Annotated in this window: 22 protein-coding genes and 1 tRNA gene; 3 read left to right on the forward strand and 20 right to left on the reverse strand. The window is 48.2% G+C overall.

Annotated elements, in window-relative coordinates:
* Positions 1–72 precede the first annotated feature (72 nt).
* Positions 73–2,955, reverse strand: coding sequence for a UvrD-helicase domain-containing protein (locus tag AC6R0L_RS15840; RefSeq protein ID WP_500629729.1), 2,883 nt, complete (start codon positions 2,953–2,955; stop codon positions 73–75).
* 390 nt (positions 2,956–3,345) lie between these two features.
* Between AC6R0L_RS15840 and AC6R0L_RS15845 the strand changes: the two genes are divergently transcribed.
* Entirely contained in the window at positions 3,346–3,795 is a 450-nt protein-coding gene (locus AC6R0L_RS15845) for a hypothetical protein (RefSeq protein ID WP_500629730.1), read from the forward strand.
* A gap of 37 nt (positions 3,796–3,832) precedes the next feature.
* Positions 3,833–4,929, forward strand: a protein-coding gene (locus tag AC6R0L_RS15850) for an IS3 family transposase (protein WP_500629731.1) whose coding sequence is annotated in 2 segments (ribosomal slippage) — positions 3,833–4,085 and positions 4,085–4,929 — 1,098 coding nt in all. Because the reading frame shifts where the segments join, the coding sequence is not laid out codon by codon here.
* A 49-nt stretch (positions 4,930–4,978) separates the two neighbouring features.
* Here the strand turns inward: AC6R0L_RS15850 and AC6R0L_RS15855 are convergent.
* The 4 genes from AC6R0L_RS15855 to AC6R0L_RS15870 all read right to left on the reverse strand — a co-directional run bounded on the left by AC6R0L_RS15855 (position 4,979) and on the right by AC6R0L_RS15870 (position 8,881).
* Positions 4,979–5,434 carry a hypothetical protein gene (locus AC6R0L_RS15855; RefSeq protein ID WP_500629732.1) on the reverse strand — a complete coding sequence of 152 codons (456 nt, stop codon included), beginning with the start codon at positions 5,432–5,434 and terminating at the stop codon, positions 4,979–4,981.
* Positions 5,435–5,517: 83 nt separating this feature from the next.
* Positions 5,518–5,605 (reverse strand) — tRNA-Ser (locus AC6R0L_RS15860).
* A gap of 145 nt (positions 5,606–5,750) precedes the next feature.
* Positions 5,751–6,200, reverse strand: a complete 450-nt coding sequence (locus tag AC6R0L_RS15865) for an L-alanine exporter AlaE (protein ID WP_487902653.1) — start codon at positions 6,198–6,200, stop codon at positions 5,751–5,753.
* A gap of 254 nt (positions 6,201–6,454) precedes the next feature.
* Positions 6,455–8,881 carry a hybrid sensor histidine kinase/response regulator gene (locus tag AC6R0L_RS15870; protein WP_500629733.1) on the reverse strand — a complete coding sequence of 809 codons (2,427 nt, stop codon included), beginning with the start codon at positions 8,879–8,881 and terminating at the stop codon, positions 6,455–6,457.
* Between the two features lie 125 nt (positions 8,882–9,006).
* Here AC6R0L_RS15870 and AC6R0L_RS15875 point away from each other — a divergent pair, with 125 nt between their 5' ends.
* Positions 9,007–9,576 (forward strand): UPF0149 family protein, encoded by a 570-nt coding sequence (locus AC6R0L_RS15875; protein ID WP_500629734.1) that lies wholly within the window; start codon positions 9,007–9,009, stop codon positions 9,574–9,576.
* A gap of 42 nt (positions 9,577–9,618) precedes the next feature.
* Here AC6R0L_RS15875 and AC6R0L_RS15880 read toward each other — a convergent pair whose 3' ends face one another.
* The 15 genes from AC6R0L_RS15880 to ruvA form a co-directional block, all read right to left on the reverse strand.
* Positions 9,619–10,653 carry an ion channel gene (locus AC6R0L_RS15880; RefSeq protein ID WP_500629735.1) on the reverse strand — a complete coding sequence of 345 codons (1,035 nt, stop codon included), beginning with the start codon at positions 10,651–10,653 and terminating at the stop codon, positions 9,619–9,621.
* Positions 10,654–10,782: 129 nt separating this feature from the next.
* Positions 10,783–11,844 carry a quinolinate synthase NadA gene (gene nadA / locus AC6R0L_RS15885; RefSeq protein WP_334550951.1) on the reverse strand — a complete coding sequence of 354 codons (1,062 nt, stop codon included), beginning with the start codon at positions 11,842–11,844 and terminating at the stop codon, positions 10,783–10,785.
* A gap of 199 nt (positions 11,845–12,043) precedes the next feature.
* Positions 12,044–12,817, reverse strand: coding sequence for a tol-pal system protein YbgF (gene ybgF / locus AC6R0L_RS15890; protein ID WP_500629736.1), 774 nt, complete (start codon positions 12,815–12,817; stop codon positions 12,044–12,046).
* 15 nt (positions 12,818–12,832) lie between these two features.
* Complete coding sequence (gene pal, locus AC6R0L_RS15895; protein ID WP_334550954.1) at positions 12,833–13,372, reverse strand: peptidoglycan-associated lipoprotein Pal; 540 nt, start codon at positions 13,370–13,372, stop codon at positions 12,833–12,835.
* Between the two features lie 32 nt (positions 13,373–13,404).
* The gene (gene tolB / locus AC6R0L_RS15900) at positions 13,405–14,757 is read right to left on the reverse strand and encodes a Tol-Pal system beta propeller repeat protein TolB (protein WP_334550956.1); all 1,353 of its coding nucleotides are present in this window, start codon (positions 14,755–14,757) and stop codon (positions 13,405–13,407) included.
* A 27-nt stretch (positions 14,758–14,784) separates the two neighbouring features.
* Positions 14,785–15,873 carry a cell envelope integrity protein TolA gene (gene tolA / locus AC6R0L_RS15905; protein WP_487902660.1) on the reverse strand — a complete coding sequence of 363 codons (1,089 nt, stop codon included), beginning with the start codon at positions 15,871–15,873 and terminating at the stop codon, positions 14,785–14,787.
* A gap of 13 nt (positions 15,874–15,886) precedes the next feature.
* On the reverse strand, positions 15,887–16,330 hold the full coding sequence (locus tag AC6R0L_RS15910; protein WP_487902661.1) for an ExbD/TolR family protein: 444 nt from the start codon (positions 16,328–16,330) through the stop codon (positions 15,887–15,889).
* 5 nt (positions 16,331–16,335) lie between these two features.
* Positions 16,336–17,034, reverse strand: coding sequence for a protein TolQ (tolQ, locus tag AC6R0L_RS15915; RefSeq protein ID WP_500629737.1), 699 nt, complete (start codon positions 17,032–17,034; stop codon positions 16,336–16,338).
* Positions 17,024–17,428: a tol-pal system-associated acyl-CoA thioesterase gene (gene ybgC / locus AC6R0L_RS15920; protein WP_334550962.1), complete on the reverse strand. Its 405-nt coding sequence runs from the start codon at positions 17,426–17,428 to the stop codon at positions 17,024–17,026. The genes tolQ and ybgC overlap by 11 nt, the downstream gene beginning before the upstream one ends.
* A 213-nt stretch (positions 17,429–17,641) precedes the next feature.
* Complete coding sequence (ybgE, locus tag AC6R0L_RS15925) at positions 17,642–17,944, reverse strand: cyd operon protein YbgE (RefSeq protein WP_500629738.1); 303 nt, start codon at positions 17,942–17,944, stop codon at positions 17,642–17,644.
* Entirely contained in the window at positions 17,937–18,044 is a 108-nt protein-coding gene (cydX, locus tag AC6R0L_RS15930) for a cytochrome bd-I oxidase subunit CydX (RefSeq protein WP_000270284.1), read from the reverse strand. Before cydX ends, ybgE begins: the two co-directional genes overlap by 8 nt.
* A 12-nt stretch (positions 18,045–18,056) precedes the next feature.
* Entirely contained in the window at positions 18,057–19,193 is a 1,137-nt protein-coding gene (gene cydB / locus AC6R0L_RS15935) for a cytochrome d ubiquinol oxidase subunit II (protein WP_500629739.1), read from the reverse strand.
* A gap of 17 nt (positions 19,194–19,210) precedes the next feature.
* Positions 19,211–20,803 (reverse strand): cytochrome ubiquinol oxidase subunit I, encoded by a 1,593-nt coding sequence (gene cydA / locus AC6R0L_RS15940; RefSeq protein ID WP_334550968.1) that lies wholly within the window; start codon positions 20,801–20,803, stop codon positions 19,211–19,213.
* 494 nt (positions 20,804–21,297) lie between these two features.
* Entirely contained in the window at positions 21,298–22,305 is a 1,008-nt protein-coding gene (ruvB, locus tag AC6R0L_RS15945; protein WP_500629740.1) for a Holliday junction branch migration DNA helicase RuvB, read from the reverse strand.
* 21 nt (positions 22,306–22,326) lie between these two features.
* Positions 22,327–22,740: Holliday junction branch migration protein RuvA (gene ruvA, locus AC6R0L_RS15950; protein WP_500629741.1), on the reverse strand; the 414-nt coding region annotated here is incomplete at its 5' end.

Genomic DNA, 22,740 nt, shown 5'->3' on the forward strand with positions numbered 1-22,740 from the left:
ACGTTTATTTGGACTTACCAGCCAATATCTGCGGGATTATAGACTGACTGCTTTCTTACGCGCTACTAAGTACTATTGCACATTAGCATTTTCTGTGTATCCACAATTTTTATCTACGCCTTTTCGATATGTTGAGCAACTCCAAAACTGTCCATACTTGCCGTTTCTGAATTTCATTTCACTTCCACAGCGCTTGCACAATGGCCTTATATCTCCGCACTCTTCATTGATGCATTCCTGGAAACCTGGCTTACTGGTACTACTCATGGGGCTGCCACATTGATCACAAGGGGTTTCTTTGTGTTTACAGCGCGGATAAAAAGAGCAAGATAGAAATTTGCCATATCGACTTACACGCTCTTTCAAGATCCCGGTTTTACAGCTACTGCAAGAAATCTGCTCAAATAGCTTCTGTACAAACGAAGCATCAAATTCATCGGTATCCACAAAGTACTTTTGTTTGATTAGCTCAACGACAAAATCACTGACATCCGTCATGTCAGCCAGTAAATAAGCTCTATGCTTCGCTCTAGTCAAAGCGACATAAAAAAGCCGCCTCTCTTCAGCAAATTCATAGTCATCCCCTTTAGGCAAGAGTGCATCTACCAGCGGCGGTGTGACTTTCTGGGATGGAAAGCCATGTTTACCCGTCATCAGCCCCATAATGATCACATAATCCGCTTCTTTACCTTTAGATGCATGAAAAGACTGGCTGACAACCTCAAGAGATGGGTATTGCCGATTTATTTCCTTAAGCTGATGGAAGTCCGGCATTTGATGCCAGAATCTTGCTAAAAGATACACTTTGTTTTGCGTTGGTTTTCCCGAGTTGTTAACGCAAGCCACTACCGCATTCAAAGCCTTATCTAGCGGTGATGATCCTTGCTCATTCTTTCCTTGACGTAGAATAGATACCGCAGGTTTGTTGACCTTAACCAGCGACTGGATGTCCTTTTTGATTTGAACAGGATTCTGCGTCACAAACTGCGTTGCTACATTTCCAATCGCACTATTAAAGCGGAAAGTTAAATCTAACTTGGTTTCGGAAGTTGCTCCAAAGTAATTACTAAAACTTGTAGTTAGCTTTACATCTGCGCCACTAAAACGATAGATCGCTTGCCAATCGTCTCCAACACAAAACAGTGACGTTCCTGGGAGAGAATCTCTTAAGGCTCTAACAAGCCTTGCTCGTGGCTCTGAAATGTCTTGGAACTCATCAACCAAAATGTACTTCCAAGGCGACACGAACTGCCCGGACTGAATGTATTTCAATGCTTTCCCAATCATGTCATTGAAGTCTATCCATTGTTTCTCATGGAGAAACACTTCGTACCGATGATACAAGGGGTATAAAAGCTCTAATGCCTTTTCAGTCTGTTTGGGGTCAATTGAATTACGAATTATGCTCTCTATCGCCACCTGGTCGAGGCAAGCGGCTTTATACATATCAACCAAAGCGCTAAATAGTTTCGCTACTTCTGTTACTTGGCCCAACTGCTTCAAATTATCTAGCAGCTCTTGCTGAGGCTTAGGGTTAAACTCAACCCCTCTTTCTAATAACTGGCTTTCAAGAACACTAAGTAAGGCACCAGCTTTATGCTGATGGTAGAACACCTCTATATAGCCAGTTTGATAATGCTCATGAGTTTTACGCTTCCACTCCATCGATGCGTTGTATCGATCCTTATCAATCCATGGCAGCGTATTTCCATGTTCATCAGTACCATAGTATTCGATGTAAATATCATAATCGGGTAAATAGAAGTCTGGGTGATACTGTCGATACTCGTCAGTACTTACATCAAACCGATAACTCGGCTCATACTCATAGTTAATCCCTTTTCTAAACAACCAGTTGGCAATAACGACTTCACCATAACTCTTTACCTGGTCTCCCTTTAGCGAACGAATGTCATTGTCGGTAAGGTACTTTAAGTACTCTCCCTCACTTTTGAAATCAAAAGGGTTCTTATCAACGTAATAGTAAGCACTAAAATACTCTAGCAACAATTTTCGATACCTATCATCAAGCATCAACTGCTCTAAGGTATTGTTCATCCAGCTTGATTTCGCTTTCGCGTCATCTTCAAACGGTGATAGTGTAGGTTTTGACCCTTCTACTTGAGCAATAATTTTCATTCCTAAGCTATGGAATGTACTCGCTCGCACATCATCAAAACCTAACTTATCTCGAATTCGTTCGTCCATTTCCTTTGCAGCGATGCGCCCATAGGCCAATAAAAGAATATCATTTGCCGCAGCTTGACCGCTTTGAATCAAATATCCGGTTCTACCGACCATTACGCTTGTTTTACCAGTACCAGCTCCGGCTAAGAGTAGATTATTATCATTGTCAGTAATGCAAGCAATTCGCTGCTTCTCTGTTAATGGATTAGATTCAACCTCTTCAAAAAAAGCTGCGTATTCCGTTAACTGCTTGTTAACGTAGCTCTGGCGGATATTGGCAATATCAGAATGACCCCATGAGCATACTGCCTCTAATTTCTTAGCTACCGCCTTAGTTTGCTCTGTCAGCCCTTGTACTAAGTGCCACCCTTTCCATCTCTTAGCTTGTTCAGTGGCGAATTTTTGAAAGTTATTAATTTCTGAGGTTCTCAGAAACCTGGACGTTGAACTTAACTCAACTTCGTCCAAGAAAGGGCGCAATCTCTGTGCATTACTATTAGCCCAGAAAGGAAAGAATGAGTACTTATACTTGTATCCGAGGAAATAGCTTAACATCGGGATAGATAGCTCATTGTCATTCGCCGTAAACGATAACACTCCACCCCAAAAGCTGAGCTTAACAGCAGGAGGGCTATCAATACTCTCCCACGGATAAAAAGCCTTACTATCATCAGAAAAAGTAGTAATACCATTTTGATCAAACTCGACCTTTTGCTTTTTACCAAATAGACCAGCTAAAAAATTTGTTTTGATGTGTAATTTAATCATTGAAACATGCAGTCAAAAGTTGTCGGTTGAAACGTTATATGCAACTGCATTTTACATGACCGAGTATTAACTAAGGTGATCTATATCTAGTACGAAACTCTTTTTCTCGATATCTAGCTTTCATACGCCCTACAAGATGCATGTGCAATCGGCCACAAACTAAAAATACGATTATCGATTTAAACCATTCTCAAACACTGTCACCTAGAGGATATACACCTACAAAAGGAGTCCTCGATCACCATTTCAGTCATACCCAATCCAATGCGGCAGGTAATGCCGCTCCGCAAAGTAATTTAGTTTCTATTCAAAACCACGCACAACTACACCATTGTTTTTCGCACACGCGTCAAGCACGGGTTTGTTTTGCCTGAAGAAAAGTAAACACTTATGGCGAAATACACAAAACCTAGCACAGTGGACCACATCCGTTTTGCTTTTGAGCTGTATAAGCGCATCCCACAAAGTAGAAAGGTCAAGGCCCAAGAGCTCAAAAGAAGCCTTGATGAAGCGGGATTAGTCAGAGATATACGCACTATCCAGCGCAATCTTGACATTGTCACTCGTTACTTTGACGTAGAGAAAGACACCCGAGATAAACCATATGGCTACAGCCGTCGCAGTAACCAGAAACGCACCTTGGCGGCGCGCGAGCCAATAATACTCGCACTTGCTGAGCAAAACCTTAAGGAGATTTTGCCAGCAGAGCTTGTTGGCGCTATTGCATCAACTTTTACTGAAGCACAGATCCAACTCTCACCAATAAGCAAAGGGAGTACCTTTGTTCAGCCAAAGAAGAGAAGTGGTCCCCGATTTTCGGACATGACTTTAAGTGATTGATCTGTTTTGATAGCACCCAGAAATACTGGAGCAGATTATGACTAGAAAACGCAGAAACCATTCTCCCGAATTTAAAGCTAAGGTGGCATTGGCTGCCGCTAAAGGTGATAAAACTGTCGCTGAGTTAGCACAGAAGTACAACCTGCATCCCAACCAGATCTCAACATGGAAGAAAGAGCTGCTTGAAAATGCAGCCATGATCTTTGCCTCTGAAAGTCAGTTGGGCAAAGATAATTCTGAAGAAGTGGACAAACTTCACGCTAAGATCGGTCAGTTGACCATGGAAAATGATTTTTTGGCGAAAGTGCTCGGTCGTTAGATCGAGCGCAGCGAAAGAGTTCGCTGGATAAATCCACCCAACTACCGATAAAGCGCCAGTGCGAGCTTCTCAATATTGCTCGCTCTACGGCTTATTACCAGCCCATCGGACTTTCTGCTGAGGAGATTGAATTGCGCCGTATGATTGACGAAATTCATCTTCAGTATCCGTTCATGGGCAGTAGGCGTGTTCGAACGGAGCTGGCTAAAAAAGGCCATAAGGTTAATCGCAAGCGTATCGTTCGGATCATGCGTGAAATGGGCATTGGAGCGATTTATCCCAAGCCCAAAACGACACTGGCGAACAAAGCACACAAGGTTTATCCCTACCTATTGCGTGACATCGAAGTTACTTACCCCAACCAAGCGTGGGCAATTGATATCACGTATGTCCCGATGGCTAAAGGGTTCCTCTACCTTGTTGCCATCATCGATTGGTATAGCCGTAAGGTGCTGTCTTGGCGGTTATCTAACACCATGGATACTAGCTTTTGTATCGAGGCTCTTGAAGAAGCGCTTAAGCACTATGGACCACCCGATATCTTCAACTCAGATCAAGGCAGTCAGTTTACCAGCGCTGAGTTCACACAGAAGTTAATCGACCATGATGTACGGATCAGCATGGATGGGAAAGGTCGTTGGATCGACAATGTCTTCATCGAACGATTATGGCGAAGCCTGAAATATGAGGAGATTTACTTAAAAGCTTATACCACACCGCGTGAAGCCGAGCTTGAAATCGGTCACTACATGGTGTTTTATAATGAGGAGCGTAACCATCAAGGACTCAATAACCTCACCCCTGATGAAGCCTAACTCGGCAGGCAGAGATACGCAGCATGAGCTGGACCAACCACTTAAGGAATTAGCTTATGTGTCCAACCATTGGGGTCCACTTCTCTTTCCACTTTTCAATATGAGCCTGCCGAATGCTGTCTAAAGTAGTCGAACTACATAAACACTCTACAAAGCCAGTCCAGCAATTACGGTATTCTATTTGGCTTTTCACGCTCAAATCTGAAAGACTCGCCATGATATCAATACTGCTAAGCAGTTGGCTTTCCTTTCTTTTTTTGCCTCTAAAGTCATCATAAATAGATTTAACTTCATCAATCGTCGGATTAACCAAGGGAAGGAGCCTACTTGCTAGGTCGGAGGCGAAGCGAACTGCCGTTAAGAAATCTCTGGTTTTCAGTGAGAGTTTAGGCTGGTGATGCTTACCAGTGGCGAGAATATTCCAGCGAAACGAGTAAATACCTGTTCTGCTACGAACAAGGTAGGTGCATTGTCGGGATGTATAACTTGGTAATCTAGCTGTCATTGTCTGCTATTTTGTACCTTTCGGTTGATAGCACACAGCCCTAAAATGAGAAAAAGGCCTGATAAATCAGACCTCTTAGAATGTGGCGGTGAGTGAGAGATTCGAACTCTCGATACGTTGCCGTATACACACTTTCCAGGCGTGCTCCTTCAGCCACTCGGACAACTCACCGAATCAAATTGTGGTTGGTGTTGCTCACCAACGAGGCGCTAATTTAATGATTCTATTACCTTAGGTCAAGACCCATTCCCAAAAAAAGCCAAGTCATTGGGTTTGTTTGGCTACTTATTGGGTTAAGTGGTTAAGGTTCATGCAATTACGCGCGTTGGTAGTAACCCGGAACGCGGAACCACTTGCGGCATAGGTCGAGAAAATAGCCGTACAACACACCCATACCACATGAGATGACAGCGTTCGAGGCAACGGCCGTCATGATCTGATCGGTGGATGCCCCCACGGCCAGAAGGATGCCGGCATAGACTGGGGATTGAAACAGCACGTAAGCCAGCAAGTCTGAGACGCTTTTCATTGCACCTGATGGAGAAAGTCGTCGCCCTTGGCGCAATACAAAGTCACGAAACACGCCATAAGGCCATGCGATGGCGATATTGACGGGAATAGACAGCGTTCTTGATGCAAGAGACTGCTCGAATGTCATACCAGAGATAAAGATCTCAATGATCATTCCGGAAATAAAGCAAAACACGACCATTGCAAAGGTATCTGCAGCGGCATGACGAATACAAAACGGCGCTCTAGGCCTCATTTTACTCACCAAACAATAAACTAAAACAACACACAAACAGCAACACATACAACTAAGATAAAAACATCACCCAGTTGATGGCGCTATTAGAACAGTAAATTTGCAGTTTTTGATCTCGAATTTAAGTAAGCTTGGTCAATAACCCACCAAATAATGTGAGCAAGGTAGCATTTTTCACTACCTTTTTGACCTTTGTGTGTTTTCTGAGCAAAACGAGCATTCAGATAGTATTGAGGTGAATGTGGCAGCCAATTCTAGAGGTTCCGACTCGCTTCAACGGCGAGAGTATCCAAATCGATTTGGCTCGGCGTACGCTTGGCTTCTATGTCACCGTGAAGGTTGTCGATGGCTTGACGTAAGTTGGCACTTTTCGACGAGTCGACACTGGCTTGAATCGTTTTAACGTAGGTCAGTGCTTCTTCAAACTGTTGATTTTCAATCGCTACGAACAGACTCACTAGTGCTTTCTCTAACTCTTCTTCGTTTGAAATGACTGCGCTCATTGAACCGTACAGACGATGAGTAAACTGGAACAGTGTGTCGTCAAGCTCGGTTTCATCGATGGGTTTGGAGATAATGGCGTCCACACCTGCGGCGTACATTTTGTCTTGTGTCTCTTTGAACAGGTCGGCCGTACAGCCAAAAATCAAGGTGCTGGCATGGCCATCGGGGAGCGCTCGAATCGCTGTGGTGGACTCGATCCCATCCATTACGGGCATGTGGTTGTCCATCAGCACCAGGTCATAGTGCGTTGAGCCAATCGCATCAATGGCTTTTTGGCCATTATCGACACAATCACATGTAAAGCCTTTGTTGGCCAAAAACGTGCTCATGATGACGGAGTTGGTGCGGTTGTCTTCCACAATCAGTGCCTTAAGCCCTTTGTAGTCCACTTTGCGCCGCTGAGCCATTTCGACAGGTTGAATGTCACTGATGACCATTTCGATGCTGATGTGAAAACTCGAGCCAATCCCGACCTCACTGGTTACGCTTACTTCGCCGTTCATCAGTTCACAAATCTGTTTAACGATTGAGAGGCCTAGCCCTGTTCCACCGTAACGTCGTGTCGTTGAAGACTCTGCTTGCTCAAAGGGATTAAAGATCTTCCCTTGCGCTTCTTTGGCGATGCCGATCCCCGAGTCTCTGACCTCGATGTCGAGGTAGTTCTTCCCATCACGCTTTTGTTCACTCAAATGTACTTCCACATAGCCACGAGATGTAAACTTCACCGCGTTATTGAGTAAATTAAATAGGATCTGCCTTAGACGCGCTTTGTCGGCGCAGTACCAACGTCCATCCGGTACGTCACTGTGCACGTTAAACTTGAGTCCTTTTTCATTACATAGGGTGTAATAGACGCTGTTTACGCTGCCGATGATAGATTCAAGCGGGAAAGGATGATTTGAGAGCTCTAGACGACCTTGCTCAATTTTGGAGAAATCGAGAATTTCATTAAGCAGCGTCATCATGTGATCCCCAGAGTCATAGAGGGTTTTCATATGTTTGCGCTGCTCATCATCTAAATCGGTTTTGAGTAGAATCTGCGCCGTACCTAAGACGCCATTCATCGGTGTGCGTATTTCGTGAGACAGCGAGGCTAAAAACGCACTTTTCGCTTCAGTCGAGGCCTGCGCCTTGCGTTTTTCCGCATCGAGATACACGGTCTTTTGGTTAAACGTGTCGATAAGGTGGCGAATTTCATCTTGGCTGTTGTAGGTAATGTCTATCACGCCACCTTCGCGGGAATCGTCCACTTTTTTGGCGATATAGACGATGGGAGAAATGAGGTAGCGGTTAATCAAAAAGTACCCAACCAGTACGCAGATCAGCATGATGGGGACAATCCCCGCCTCCACTTTGTAAACCACTTCATAGACTTGTTCAGTCACAAGACGCTTGGCGTTGATCACGTCGACGCTCCAATTAAACTCACCAAATTGGAAGCGACTGATGTACATCCCTCTCACGACTTGAAAATTGTGCTCAGTCACCAAGTCTCCGTAGGCATCGCGCAAGATGACGCCGAGATCGTACTGCTCGGCATGTTGGCGAACAAATTTCACCAAGCTGGATAATGAAATATCGACGGTCGCGACACCGGCAAAGCGCCCGTCTACATAGTATGGCGAGGAAGCGGTGATCATCTGAATGTGGGTGAACGGGTCAATATAGACTTCAGACCATGCGACGTAACCGGCAGGCTTTTCCACCGCCGCTATAAACCAAGGTTCTTGCTGATACCCCCCTAAAGCAGGGTTATCCCATGAGCGTACTCTGTCTATCAGACCATCACTGGCTCGGTTAAAGAACAGGCTTTGGTGTGGCGTCTCACGCGCGTCTTGAGTGCCCTCTTGGTTCGAGGCCGGCCACAGTCCACCGCTGACAGTGATGCCCTGTAGCGTTTCAAACAGTTTGTACAAAATCCGTTCTTGATGATCTTGCGGCTCGTTGTTGCTGCCGATGGCAACAATGCTTTGCAAAATGCCCAGCGAGCTATTGATCGGTTCTTCGATTTGCGCCGACAGGAGCTCAGTGCGCAGATCCAAATTCGCTTCCAACTGATCGCGAATCGGTGGCTCAACCACCAAGTAGCTGACGGTACCAATGAGCGTCACCGCCAGCGCCAAATAGAGCGCCAGCGCATAACTACTTTTGCGCTTGAGGGAAGAACGAATTTTCATAAACGTCTGAATTTTTACTGTTTCTAAAAAATTATAGCGGATATCACTAGGGTTCAACCTTTTTCTCTCAGAAAGAGACTGTTAACATTGCTCCATCACAACTCAAAAACTCAATGGAACCCATTTTGACGCTACAAGAGATCCTTGCTCTGCCAGAACTAGAAGGCCGACTTATTAACGAAAACAAAACTCGCGGTTTTGTGACTTCCATGGCCGCGGCACCCAACGTGCTGGCACCGGAAGAGTGGCTTCCATTCTTATGGGGCGGTGAAGACGTCGCTCCGTTTTCCGATGGTGAGCAGCTTGAGTCCTACATTGAAGCGGTGATCGCGATGTGGAATGAGTACCGCCCTGCCCTGTTAAATAATGAATGGCAATGGCCAGAGAGCTGTCAGATTGATGAAGAAGAGATCGTTAACGAAGCGACTCGCGATTTCTGCGAAGGCTTACTGCAGGGCTGGCAACTCGCGCGCGATGATTGGGAAACCATTATGCCAGAAGAGAGCGAAGATAACGCGCTATTGGGTGGGGTACTGCTTTCTATCAGCATGTTGTACGATCCCGAGACCTCCATCGCCACCTTGGCCGATCAAGGTATTGAGGGTTTAGAGCAGTTTGAAGAGATTTTCAACGCCGTACCTACCATGCTATGCGGCCTTACCATGCGTGGCTCAATGCTGGCGGAGCGAGATTAATCCCTGAATGGAAACGAAAAACGCGGCATCACGCCGCGTTTTTTAATCCAACTTTTGCCACTGGAACGACTCGATTCGTTCATCTGAAATATAGAACAGCTTATCGCCCGCTTTGACTTGCCGATCTAAATCCGGGTTCAGCTCAATCCCCTTACCAATATCAATTGCGATCAATGTCGCTTGGTGAGTTCGCTTCATGTAATCAAAAATAGGCGCGATGTCGCGCTGAATAAAGCCAGTTGGTAACGTGGTGGAGTACTGCGTCATACCCCGCGTCGAAGCAAGCAACTCTTGATGCAAAGCGCTAGAGCCCGGGTCAACGGCCGCTTTGGCGAGCATTTCGGCGCCTACTGCGGGTATACACTCGGCATTCGGACAATGCTGGCTAAGAAGCTGGCTGAGCGCCTCATCTTTAAAGTACGCGAGTAAATGAGCCTTGGGGTTCACGTTCGCCGCATAGAGAGCCGCAGAGAGCGTGATGTCATCTTCTAGATTGTCGACCACGATACAGCTCGCATCGGTGATAGAAGCTTTCGCCATCTCTTGCTGGTCGGTATAACTGGTGACTCGCACAAAGCCAATCTCACCAGGCAATGGGTTTTCGATGTCTGAGCGGCTACACAGTACAATCGGGCGCTTGCCCGCTTCCTCGTGCTGAAGCATCCGAATCAAATGCATCGTGCGCTGCCCGTTCCACCCCAACAGTAGTATATGATTCTCCACACCCACTCTCCGTTTTCCTAATACACCGGCTCGCCAATAGTCCACCGCACTGCCCGCCAGTCGTCCAATTAAGGCCGCGAACAAGGTTAAACCCCCAGGGATGACAAACAACATCACAACCCATTTTCCTGCGGCAGTCTGCGGTGAGTGATCGCCATAACCCACGGTCGAGGCGGTCACCATCAAAAAATAAAAATAGGTTGAAATATCTTGTGTGAGCGCTTGCTCACCACTGGCATCAAGCAAGACCCATGCAATCAACACGTAGAGAAAAAACAAAATCAGCACATTGCGTGCACTGAGTTTGAACAAGTGCGTCATCATCCACTTTCTAAAGGTGAGCCACAATGTCATGCTGAGTCTCTACTGTTCCGATATTGGCGTCTATGGCTTTCATACTAGCGGATCCCTACAACGAAAAAAACCAGCCAATGCGCTAACACAATGGCTGGTTCTCTCAGTAGGCGTTTAACGCATCAAAGATTAGGCGTTGCCTTTCACTTGCAGGTTAAGCTGCTCCGCAAAATCAAGCATGCGGTTGAGCGGGATGAGTGATTTCACTCGCAGCGCTTCATCCACAAAGATTTCGTGTTCTTTGCCGCCATCACGCAGGGCCGTTTCAATCGCTTTAAGGCCATTCATCGCCATCCAAGGGCAGTGTGCACAGCTGCGACACGTTGCACCCGCACCAGCGGTTGGAGCTTCAATCAGCTCTTTCTCTGGCACCAATTGCTGCATTTTGAAGAAGATGCCTTTATCCGTCGCGACGATCATCTGCTTATGCGGCAGAGCCTTAGCGGCTTTGATCAGCTGGCTGGTCGAGCCAACCGCATCGGCCAATTCGACCACACTAGCGGGAGATTCCGGGTGAACTAAAATCGCGGCATCAGGGTAGACGGCTTTCATCTTACGCAGTGCATCTGCGGAGAATTCGTCATGAACCACGCACTCCCCTTGCCAAAGCAGCATATCTGCGCCTGTTTTGTTGGCAATGTAAGAGCCTAAGTGACGATCTGGGCCCCAGATGATCGGCTTATCTTGCGCGTCTAAGTGTTCGACGATTTCGAGTGCAATACTCGACGTCACCACCCAATCAGCGCGCGCTTTTACCGCAGCAGACGTGTTGGCGTACACCACCACCGTATGATCAGGGTGTGCATCGCAGAACTCACTGAACTTATCCGCTGGGCAGCCTAAATCAAGAGAACACTCCGCCTCTAGGGTTGGCATCAAGATACGCTTTTCAGGTGTGAGGATTTTTGCAGATTCACCCATAAAGCGAACACCCGCAATGATCAAAGTGCTGGCTGGGTGACGGTTACCAAACTTCGCCATCTCAAGCGAATCACCCACGAAGCCGCCGGTTTCTTCTGCCAACGCCTGAATTTCAGGATCGGTGTAGTAGTGGGCAATCAGTACCGCGTCTTTTTCTTTCAGCAGCGCTTTAATGTTGGCCACGTGGGCCTGCTTTTCTGCATCCGTCAGCGGAACGGGCTTAGGAGGGAATGGGTAAACGGTTTCAATTTTATCGAGTATGTGGCTCATTGCTCTTGCTCTACGCAACTTCCAGTAGTCCGAATATTGTAACCCCAAGTGTGTTGTAGATTCCACCTCATCCTTAGAACCGCTGCTTATGCGTAAGAGACAAAGGCTATCGAACCCAAAATGAAGAAGGAGCGACATGCGCTCCTTCTTGTTGATGATGTGTTGCCCCAGGGCGACGAGACACGCAACGAGACAGAGTCTACATGCGTTCCTTTGCCATATTGGCGGATGCGCTGGTAGGGTACTCATCGACCACCTGTTGGTAGTACTTATTCGCCTGAGCTTCATTGTTGTTGCGCTTAGCAATGTCACCCAATTTGAGCAGTGCGTCTGCACGCTTGTTGGACTCTGGATAGGCAATCACAGCGGCAAAGCTTTTCACGGCTTCTTTGTCTTCTTTCTTAGCGAAATAGAGCTGTCCTAACCAGTAGTGGGCATTAGGCGCAAAGCTAGAATCTGGGTAGTCTTGCTGGAACTGTTTAAATGCAGCGATAGCGCCGGTGTAATCGCGCTTTTTCAGCACAAGATCGGCGGCGTTTTGATAGGCTTCTTGCTCACTCGCATCGGAGCTGAAAGTGCCGGTCGGCTCGTTGTCTGCTGCATCCGCAGGGACGACAGCAGGCGCGGCGCTGGCTTGAGCGCGCAGCTTATCGAGCTCGATAAACAGCTCACGTTGACGTTGCAGCATTTGCTGCATGTCGTAATTATTCTTTTCGATTTGTCCGCGAAGGTCGCTGATTTCTAGCGCCATACCATCAAGTTGCTGCTGCATTTGTAGCTGCACACGGTTGCGGTTTTCTAATAAGCGTTCAAGACGCTCTACGTCTGACTCGTTACTACGCACAACGGATGTCGACGCAGAGCCGTTGCCACTACTGCCGAGATCAGATACTGGGGCTGGTGCAGCGAGCACAGAGCTCGCTGCACTTGCCAGTAACGTCAGCGTAAACGCTCGCTTTAAGTTACTGAACATGAGGCAATCCTCGAATTAGTACACTAGAACAGCGCGGCGGTTCTTAGCGTAAACATCTTCTGACTGACCAAGAAGAAGAGGTTTCTCTTCACCGTAGCTTACGATAGCGATTTGATCAGCTTGAACACCAAGTGCTTGTAGGTATTTCGCTACGGCTTCTGCACGACGCTCACCTAGGGCAATGTTGTACTCAGGCGTACCGCGCTCATCCGCGTGGCCTTCGATAGTCACTTTAAGCGCAGGATCTTTGCTTAGGTATGCCGCGTGTGCTGCTAGCATCTCTTCGTAATCTGCTGCGATAGTTGCATTGTCGAAAGCAAAGTAGATAGTTTGCGTTTCACGTAGCGCTTGCTCTTTTAGTTCTTGCTCAGACAGTTGAGCGTTTTGATCGATAGGAGAGACCATAGTGGTATCTGTACCGTTCGCTGAACCTTGAACTGATTGGTTAGTTTCAGAACCAGAAGCGTTAGCTGCGTCGTCGCTTGAGCTACATGCTGTAACTGCAAGGACAGGAAGCGCAATTAGAAGCCCCTTAAACACTTTATTAAGTTGCATTGTTGATTTTCCTTATTTTAGGTATTTACTTGCTACAAAAATGGTGACCATGCAGGTGCACGAACACGTCCGTTTGTCGCTGGTAATCTCGCTTTAAAACGCCCATCGATGGAGACCATGGACAGCACATTGGCTTTGTTATAGATCGAACTATAAATCACCATGCCACCGTTTGGCGCTATGCTCGGAGATTCATCGAGCAGTGTTTTCGTTAGGATTTGTACCGCCCCTGTTTCTAGGTCTTGTTTTGCTAGGTTAAAACCGGTATTGCTTTGGTTAACCATCACAAGAAAACGACCATCAGGCGTGATTTGTCCACCTAAATTTTGACTTCCTTGCCAAGTGATTCGGCTGGATGACCCGTTTGCCAAATCTACTTGATAAATCTGAGGTTTTCCACCCCGATCCGAGGTAAAGATCAGAGATTTACCATCTGGGTGCCAAAACGGCTCCGTATTGTTCGAGCGGCCCGTCGTTACCTGAGTTAACTTGCGACTGTTTAGGTCTAGAGTATACACATGCAAGTTACCGGTTTTTGACAGCACCAGCGCCAACTTACTGCCGTCTGGTGAGAATCGTGGCGCCCCATTGTGACGCGGATAAGAGGTCACTTTTTCACGCTTGCCGGTGTAAATGTTCATGATGTAGATTTCTGCTTGGCCGTTTTGGAAGCTCACATAGGCAAGCTGCTGACCATCCGGTGACCAAGCTGGTGACATCAATGGTTGTTTAGAGCGCAGCACTAAACGCTCGTTGTAGCCATCATAATCGGCGACGCGAAGCTGATAAGGGAACGCCTCTTTGTCATTGACAACCACATAGGCAATACGGGTCAGAAAGGCGCCGCGTTCACCGGTCAGCTCTTGGTAGACAAGGTCGGCAATGCGGTGCGCGTACTCACGCATGCGATCGCCCGGTACTGTGGCACGCTTGTTAAACAGCACGTGATCTTTTGATAGGACCAGTTGACCATCGTCGCTGAGCGCTTTGCTCTGCCCTTGCGTCAACTGACCACGTACCACATCCACTAGCTGGTAGTTGATCACATAATTGCCTTCCGCATTTTGGCTAATGCTACCGGTGACCAGAGCATCCACACCGATGCTCGTCCAAGCATCAAAGTTGACGTCAGATTCGTTGTACGGCGTTTGTGGCATTTTACTGGTGGCCACTGGGCTAAATTTACCGCTGCGCTGCAAGTCAGATGCAATCACGTTAGACACATCTTCAGGTAACTTGCCTGCCCCTTCCCATTGGAAAGGCACAATCGCGATGGGACGCGCAGAATCAATACCGTCGGTAATAACAAGTTCCAAGGCCGCGTTGGCTACTTGAAACAGGCTCATAGTGGTGAGCACCCATCCTAATACTAATCGCTTTAACACAAGCATTTCCTTTTACTCAATCCTGAATTACTCAGGAATTACTCGTAAGTTGATGTCTTTTAACTTGTTCACTATGTCTTGGTCGGTTGGCAGCGGAAAGGTGCCGACTTTGGCAACCGCACTCTTGGTCGCGGCGCACAAACGGCTATCACCCTCTCGAACGCTCAAATTACCAACAATCGCGCCCGATCCCGTGGGTATCAAGCGCAGGTTAACCAAACAAGACTTTCCCCGAAAACTGTCCTCAAGCAATAAATTCTGCTGGATCAGCTGGGTGTAAATCGCTCCGTAGCGGTCCGCTTCACTGGCTACATGGCGTGAACGCGCACTGCTGTTACTCTGTGACTCTGACTCTAGGCCAGCGAAGATATCGTTAAGCGCCGCCTCTTGCTCTTTGCGCTCACGTTCCAGTCGCTGCAAACGCTCCTGCTCTTGACGCGCTTTTTCTGCGGCTTCTTTGGCTGCACGCTCTTTTTCAATCCGCTCTTGCTCAGCCTTCTTCGCTGCTTCTTGTTTCGCTATGCGTTCTTGTTCCGCTTTTTCCGCCGCTTCACGCTCACGACGCGCCTTTTCTTGCGCCTCTTGCGCGGCTTTCTCACGAGCGACACGCTCTTGTTCTGCTTTCGCAATCGCCGCCTCTTTGGCTAGGCGTTCTTGCTCTGCTTTCTTCACCGCTTCTTCTTTCGCTTTGCGCTCCGCCTCAAGTTTGGCTACGCGCTGCTCTTCCGCTTCGCGCTGCTTTTCTTTCTCAACACGGCGTTTTTCTGCTTCGCGCGCCGCTTTGGCTTCTTGCGCTTGCTGCTCTTTTAGCTTGCGAATACGCTCTTCTTCCGCTTTACGGTTCTGCTCAAGCTTTTCACTTTCTCGGCGCAGCTTATCGAGACGCTCTTGCTCTTTTTTCGCGGCCTCTTCACGCTGGCTGCGAATTTGCTGTGCTTGCGCGCGCACCGCACTGGGGTCTATGACCACCGCTTGCACGAGCTGGCCCGTTGGTTTTGGCGTCGACATGGTGAAATCCGTTCCCCAAATCAGTGCCACCACCAAAGCCGCATGAAGCCCAACTGAAATCAGTATGGGCTTTTTGTATTCACGAAATAGAGACTTCTTTTCTTTCATAGATTAGGAGCACTTACTCTTTGATGTCTGTCAGGAGGCCGACTTTAGGAATGCCCGCACGGCTGAGCTCATCCAGCACCAAGACAACTTCGGCATAAGGGGTGGCCGCGTCGCCGCCCACCGCAACCGGTGAGTCTGGCTTAAGCGAGAGCTCCGCTTTAACTCGCACGATAATGTCTTGCAGTGATAAGCCGCGCACCACGTCTTCGTCGTTGACACTTAGCCCCAAGTTTCCATCTCTGTCGATTTCGACAATGATGAAGCTCGCGTCGCTGTCTCCCGCCATTTCTGAGGCAGGTTTGGCGGTGGAGGTCTTAGGTAGCTCGACATCGACCCCTTGCGTCACAAACGGTGAAGTCACCATAAAGATGATCAGCAGTACCAACATCACGTCAATGTAGGGCACGACGTTGATCTCTGCGGTCATCTTACGCTTTTTCGGTTGATAGCCTGCCATCGCGCTTATTCCTTGGACGCTTTGTCTCTTCCGGCCATCGCTTGACGATGCAAGATACTGTGGAATTCTTCGGAGAAGGTGGCGTAATTGTGCTCAAGCTTGCCCACTTTGTTGCTCAGGCGGTTGTACGCCATTACCGCAGGAATAGCAGCAAACAGACCCATCGCAGTCGCCACCAATGCTTCGGCGATACCTGGCGCCACCATGGCTAACGTCGCTTGCTTCACTTCACCCAGTGCAATAAAGGCGTGCATGATGCCCCAAACCGTGCCAAACAAACCAATATAAGGGCTGATGGAGCCAACGGTCGCAAGAAACGGCAGATGTGTTTCTAGCTCATCGACTTCGCGAGCGACGGCGACGCGCATCGAGCGCCCCGTGCCTTCCATAATGTAGTCTGGCGAATCAGCGTTGGATTTGCGTAGGCGAGCAAACTCGGTAAAGCCCGAGTAGAAAATCTCTTCCGTACCGGCCAGTTCATCTTTGCGCTTATGGGCCGCTTGATAAAGAACAGAAAGATCGGTGCCCGACCAGAACTTATCTTCAAACGTCTCCGCTTCTTTGGCGGCTTGTGAGAGCACTTTACTGCGCTTGATGATCATCGCCCAAGAGGCAATCGACATGCCCAAAAGAATCAGCATGACCATTTTTACCAACAAGCTTGCTTGCAGGAACAGATCCAGCATGGAAATATCAGCGGTCACCGTGTGTAAACTCCGTAATTATTGACTGAGGTATCGCCGTTGGCCTCATTTTCTCATTATCAATACATGCTACCTTAACCATTGTTTTACACAATGACCTTCCTTCAGGATTAACGATTTCCTGACAGAATGTGAGCGATGCTTTTTTGATTTCTTCGACGCGCGTCAGCACCTTGAGATGGTCGTCTAGACGCGCGCCGTGTAAAAAGTCGATATCCATGTGTCGGACTACAAAACCCAACTTTTGTTCCAGTAAACGCTGTTGCGATACGCCGATAGTGCGAAGTAGCTCGGTTCGCGCGCGTTCAAAGTACTTTAAGTAGTTGGAGTGATATACCACGCCACCGGCATCGGTATCTTCGTAGTAGACCGTCACTGGCCATTCAAATGTCATCTCGGCTCCTTGTGCCTATCGGTCCCACCGGAGAAAGGGCGCAAGCCCATCACAAACGGTTTGTTACTATAACGCAACTCATTGGGGTTTACGCAAGGGCTTATCGGCGCTTTTCAAAGATTGAAACAAAAAAATAGCACTACCTTTCAATCAGTAGTGCTATTTCGCTCATGGAATGAGCAGACGGGTTCGCCGGCGGTGAGGGGATCGCGATTAGAGCAATCTGACTGCGGTGAGGTAGCCCAAAATGCTCAAACAGAAATAGGGGCTAAACAGACACTGCCAAACCCATTTCTGCGGCTTAAAGCCAATGCCATACACCATGCTTGAGCAAATGGCCCAAATCATCAGCGGTGAGATCAAGGCATTAAAACCGCCAATGGATGCAGCGTAGCGTTCTGGATCCCACATCACCATAGCGACATGGTAAAAACCCAACACCAAAGATAAGACCCGAAATAGGGTCTTATCCATTGGCGCATGCCACTTAGTGACACGCGCAGTGAGATTACTCACTGTCTTTGTCCATCATTTCTGAGTGCTCTAACCAAAGCGCGTTAATGATGCCGAACGCACACGCTAAGAGTACACCTAGAATCCATGCGAAATACCACATAATTGTTGCTCCTTAGTAGAGTGAGTTTTTGTTGTCTTCGATGTATTTATTATCGAGACGGCCAAACATTTTGTAGTAGGTCCACGATGTGTAACCCAAAATCACAGGTACCATCACGGCCGCAACCGCGGTCATTAGGTTCAGTGTGAGCTCAGATGACGTCGCATCCCACATGGTTAGGCTGTGGCTTGGCATCAAATCCGATGGCATCACGAATGGGAACATCGCAAAACCCGCGGTCAAGATGACGCCCGCATTACCAAGGCTCGATGCCAAGAAGGCAAAGCCGCCTTTTTCAAATCGAGACGCCACCACCGCCAACAGAGGCATCACCACACCCAGTGCTGGCGCTAGCCACATCAGTGGGTAGGTTTCAAAGTTACTCATCCATGCGCCGGCTTCACGCACCACTTCTTTATTGAGGGGGTTTGACGCCGCATTGCCATCAATCACGCTAGTGATCACATAACCATCAATGCTTTGTACCCAAAAACCCGCGCCCACGAAGGCAGCCGCTGTCAGTAGACCCATCAGTTGAGCCACGCCACGAGCACGAGCATGCACGTCATCGGTGGTTTTCATCTGTAGCCAGGTTGCACCTTGCATGATGATCATGAACAAGCTCACTAGGCCACACAGCAGAGCAAATGGGTTCAACAAGCCAAAGAAGGAACCGTGATAGGTCGGCATCAAGAACTCATTGAGTTGGAACGGTACCCCTTGCAGCAAGTTACCAAACGCCACACCAAAGATAATCGGTGGGACAAAACCGCTGATCGAGATACAGATATCCCAAGTGTTACGCCATTTAGGATCTTCAATCTTAGAGCGGTAATCGAGACCAATTGGACGCAACCAGAGTGCTGCCAACGTCACGATCATCGCCAGATAGAAACCGGAGAACGAGGTCGCGTACACCAGTGGCCAAGCGGCAAACAGCGCGCCACCCGCGGTGATCAACCACACTTGGTTACCGTCCCAGTGCGGGGCGATCGAGTTGATCATGACACGACGCTCGTTGTCATTTTTGCCGATAACAGGGACCAGTGCACCGACCCCCATATCGAAACCGTCAGTAATGGCGAAGCCTATTAGTAGAACACCAATCAGTACCCACCAAATCAATCGCAAGATTTCGTATTCAAACATCTGTGTTTCTCCTTGCCTTAAGCTTCTACTTGGCGACTAACTTTGTCTTCAACAGAGTTAGCATCTTGCTCGAAGTGGTAGCGACCTGTTTTCAGGCTGCTCGGTCCCTTGCGTGCAAATTTCACCATCAGGTAGACCTCTGCAATCAAGAACACGGTGTAAAGCGCCAAAATGGCAAACAGCGACGTCCAGATTTCACCCGCAGTCAACGCTGATGCAGCAACGTGAACCGGTAGGATTTCACCCACAGCCCAAGGCTGACGACCAAACTCGGCGACAAACCAACCCGCTTCAACCGCAATCCAAGGCAATGGGATGCTAAATAGCGCCGCTTTGTGGATCCACGCTTTCTGTTCGATTTTCTGACGACAGGTCTGGATAAACGCCGCGCCAAAGACAAACAGCATGATGAAACCACACGCCACCATGATACGGAACGACCAGAATAGAGGCCAAACAGTAGGAATGGAGTCATCCGCCGCCGCTTGAATTTGCTCTTCTGACGCATCGACAACGTTGTCGGTGTAACGCTTGAGCAGCAAGCCGTAGCCAAGGTCGCCCTTCACTTCGTCAAACGCCGCGACGTTTTCAGCAGATTTGTCACCAGCGCGCAGCTTCTCTAACAGCTCATAAGCAAGCATACCCGTGCGGATACGGTCCACGTGCTGATCACGCAAATCACGAAGACCCGTCACTTCCTCATCAAACGAACGTGTCGCGATGATACCCATGACGTAAGGGATCTTGATCGCGTAATCGGTGTGCATGGTCTCTTGGTTAGGGACACCAAACAGAGTAAAGGCCGCTGGGGCTGGCTCTGTGTGCCACTCAGCTTCAACTGCCGCAAGTTTCACTTTCTGCACTTCACCCAATTCGTAGCCTGACTCATCACCAAGGACGATAGTCGACAAAATCGCCGCCATACCGAAAGAAGCCGCAATCGCAAACGAACGACGCGCAAACGCAATGTCACGACCTTTCAATAGGTAGTAAGAGCTGATGCCTAGCACGAACATAGCGCCCGTCGTGTAACCTGAAGCGACCGTGTGAACGAATTTAACTTGTGCCACTGGGTTGAGCACCACTTCGGCAAAGCTCACCATTTCCATGCGCATGGTTTCGAAGTTGAACTCTGCGCCGACTGGGTTTTGCATCCAACCGTTGGCTACCAAGATCCACAACGCCGAGAAGTTGGAACCAAGCGCAACGAGCCAAGTGACGGCTAAGTGTTGACGCTTAGAGAGCCTGTCCCAGCCAAAGAAGAATAAGCCGACAAAGGTGGATTCGAGGAAAAAGGCAACCAGTGCTTCGATGGCCAAAGGCGCACCAAAGATGTCACCTACGTAGTGAGAATAGTAAGACCAGTTGGTTCCGAATTGGAATTCCATGGTCAGGCCCGTTGCTACACCTAGGGCGAAGTTAATACCAAACAGCTTACCCCAGAACTTGGTCATGTCCTTGTAGATTTGCTTATCGGTCATCACGTACAGAGACTCCATGATGGCGAGTAAGAACGCCATTCCGAGAGTCAACGGTACGAAGAGGAAGTGATACATCGCGGTTAATGCAAACTGCAACCGCGACAGATCCACTACGTCAATATCGAACATTGATTACTCCTTTTGTGCCGGCTGAAGACACTTTACTTCCATTGATGCAGCATGATTATTCGTTACCCAATCTTAAAAGTTGTTATCAGATAACGACTTACTGTTGCAAAAATGTACCGTAACAGTTAGTTAATTGTTAAGCACCAGCTAATATAGCTGGAACTAATATTACTGCTAAAAATTCTGCGTTTCAAAAGGTTTATAGAAACTGTCCGCTTTGATTTGTATCAACTTTAGTGCCGCATTTTTGATTAATTTTCCATCAAATTGATCTGCATCAAAAGAAAATCAGCGCGGATGTTAATGGGGCGTAATTAGACGGGTCGAATTCATTTTTATGCAGAACAAGCGATTAACAAAACACCTTATTTCATTAACCATAAAGGGGTAGCAAAGAATTTACATTTGTGACATTGATCACCAAAAATAGAAAACCAGCTCATCGGAGCTGGTTATGCAAACTTAGTTTTCATTCACGATTGGGCATTGACTCGCTAAGACTTGTCGATACCAAAATGGAGATAAGCTCGATCAGTCGCAATACGACCTCTTGGTGTGCGTTGCAGATACCCCTGTTGAATGAGGTAAGGTTCAAGAACGTCTTCGATAGTGTCTTTCTCTTCACCTATCGCTGCCGCCATGTTGTCGAGACCAACCGGTCCGCCACCAAATTTCTCCATAATGGCGAGCAGTAATTTCCTATCCATGTAATCGAAGCCTTTGGCATCAACATCAAGCATATTGAGCGCTTTGTCTGCGGTGTCAGCGCAAATATGACCATCGCCTTTTACTTCAGCGTAGTCACGTACGCGGCGCAGCAGTCGGTTGGCGATACGAGGCGTGCCTCGCGCACGGCGCGCGACTTCAAGCGCCCCTTGTGCATCCATCGACAGCCCTAGACAATCGGCACTTCGCTGGACAATGTGCTGCAAATCGGCGATTTTGTAATACTCCAAACGCTGAGTAATACCAAAACGATCGCGCAGTGGCGACGTCAACGACCCGGCTCTCGTGGTAGCGCCAATCAGGGTGAACGGAGGCAAATCAATTTTAATCGACCGTGCCGCCGGGCCTTCACCAATCATGATATCAAGCTGATAGTCTTCCATTGCAGGATAGAGCACCTCTTCAACCATTGGGCTCAAGCGATGTATCTCATCAATAAACAACACATCATTTTCTTCGAGATTGGTTAACAAGGCGGCCAAATCGCCCGCTTTTTCAAGCACCGGCCCCGAGGTGGTACGAATGTTAACGCCCATCTCGTTAGCCACAATGTTCGCCAGCGTGGTTTTACCTAGACCCGGAGGACCAAAGATCAACAAGTGATCGAGGGCTTCGCTGCGCAAATTGGCGGCTTTGATGAAAATTTCCATTTGATCACGGACATGATCCTGGCCTTGGTAATCTTCGAGCTTTTTCGGGCGTATTGCACGGTCAATGACGTCTTCTTCTTTGTAGACAGCATTGTCTGGGGCAATTAGGCGATCCGCTTCAATCATGACTGTTTACCTTTCAATGGGCTAGACCATAGATTTGAGCGCTTCACGAATCAATTCTTCGCTGCTCATCTCTGGCGTTTTCACCTGCGATACCACTTTAGACGCCTGGGTTGGCTTATAGCCAAGCGCAAGCAGCGCACTGATCGCCTCTTCTTCCGCGTTCGATTGACTTGATTGTGTCGCCGAATCCATCGGCGCGGCATCAGTATGTGGCGTGAACAAGTCGCCCGCCCCCCAGCCTTTGAGGCGATCCTTCATCTCAACCACCAATCGTTCTGCGGTTTTTTTGCCAACTCCTGGCAATTTGACCAAGGTAGAGACATCTTCTCGCTCGACACAGGCGACAAACTGACTCGCCGTCATACCCGATAAAATGCCGAGACCCAGTTTTGGCCCTACGCCATTGGCTTTGATCACTTCACGAAACAGCGCTCT

This window comes from Vibrio sp. R15-SG3-ISO1A, from assembly GCF_059833955.1.

What these genes read in the sequence shown, in the direction of transcription:
- AC6R0L_RS15840 (WP_500629729.1), bottom strand. Translation starts at nt 2,955, where the DNA reads ATGATTAAATTACACATCAAAACAAATTTTTTAGCTGGTCTATTTGGT.
- AC6R0L_RS15845 (WP_500629730.1), top strand. Translation starts at nt 3,346, where the DNA reads ATGGCGAAATACACAAAACCTAGCACAGTGGACCACATCCGTTTTGCT.
- AC6R0L_RS15855 (WP_500629732.1), bottom strand. Translation starts at nt 5,434, where the DNA reads ATGACAGCTAGATTACCAAGTTATACATCCCGACAATGCACCTACCTT.
- AC6R0L_RS15865 (WP_487902653.1), bottom strand. Translation starts at nt 6,200, where the DNA reads ATGAGGCCTAGAGCGCCGTTTTGTATTCGTCATGCCGCTGCAGATACC.
- AC6R0L_RS15870 (WP_500629733.1), bottom strand. Translation starts at nt 8,881, where the DNA reads ATGAAAATTCGTTCTTCCCTCAAGCGCAAAAGTAGTTATGCGCTGGCG.
- AC6R0L_RS15880 (WP_500629735.1), bottom strand. Translation starts at nt 10,653, where the DNA reads ATGACATTGTGGCTCACCTTTAGAAAGTGGATGATGACGCACTTGTTC.
- nadA (WP_334550951.1), bottom strand. Translation starts at nt 11,844, where the DNA reads ATGAGCCACATACTCGATAAAATTGAAACCGTTTACCCATTCCCTCCT.
- ybgF (WP_500629736.1), bottom strand. Translation starts at nt 12,817, where the DNA reads ATGTTCAGTAACTTAAAGCGAGCGTTTACGCTGACGTTACTGGCAAGT.
- pal (WP_334550954.1), bottom strand. Translation starts at nt 13,372, where the DNA reads ATGCAACTTAATAAAGTGTTTAAGGGGCTTCTAATTGCGCTTCCTGTC.
- tolA (WP_487902660.1), bottom strand. Translation starts at nt 15,873, where the DNA reads ATGAAAGAAAAGAAGTCTCTATTTCGTGAATACAAAAAGCCCATACTG.
- AC6R0L_RS15910 (WP_487902661.1), bottom strand. Translation starts at nt 16,330, where the DNA reads ATGGCAGGCTATCAACCGAAAAAGCGTAAGATGACCGCAGAGATCAAC.
- ybgC (WP_334550962.1), bottom strand. Translation starts at nt 17,428, where the DNA reads ATGACATTTGAATGGCCAGTGACGGTCTACTACGAAGATACCGATGCC.
- cydX (WP_000270284.1), bottom strand. Translation starts at nt 18,044, where the DNA reads ATGTGGTATTTCGCATGGATTCTAGGTGTACTCTTAGCGTGTGCGTTC.
- cydB (WP_500629739.1), bottom strand. Translation starts at nt 19,193, where the DNA reads ATGTTTGAATACGAAATCTTGCGATTGATTTGGTGGGTACTGATTGGT.
- cydA (WP_334550968.1), bottom strand. Translation starts at nt 20,803, where the DNA reads ATGTTCGATATTGACGTAGTGGATCTGTCGCGGTTGCAGTTTGCATTA.
- ruvB (WP_500629740.1), bottom strand. Translation starts at nt 22,305, where the DNA reads ATGATTGAAGCGGATCGCCTAATTGCCCCAGACAATGCTGTCTACAAA.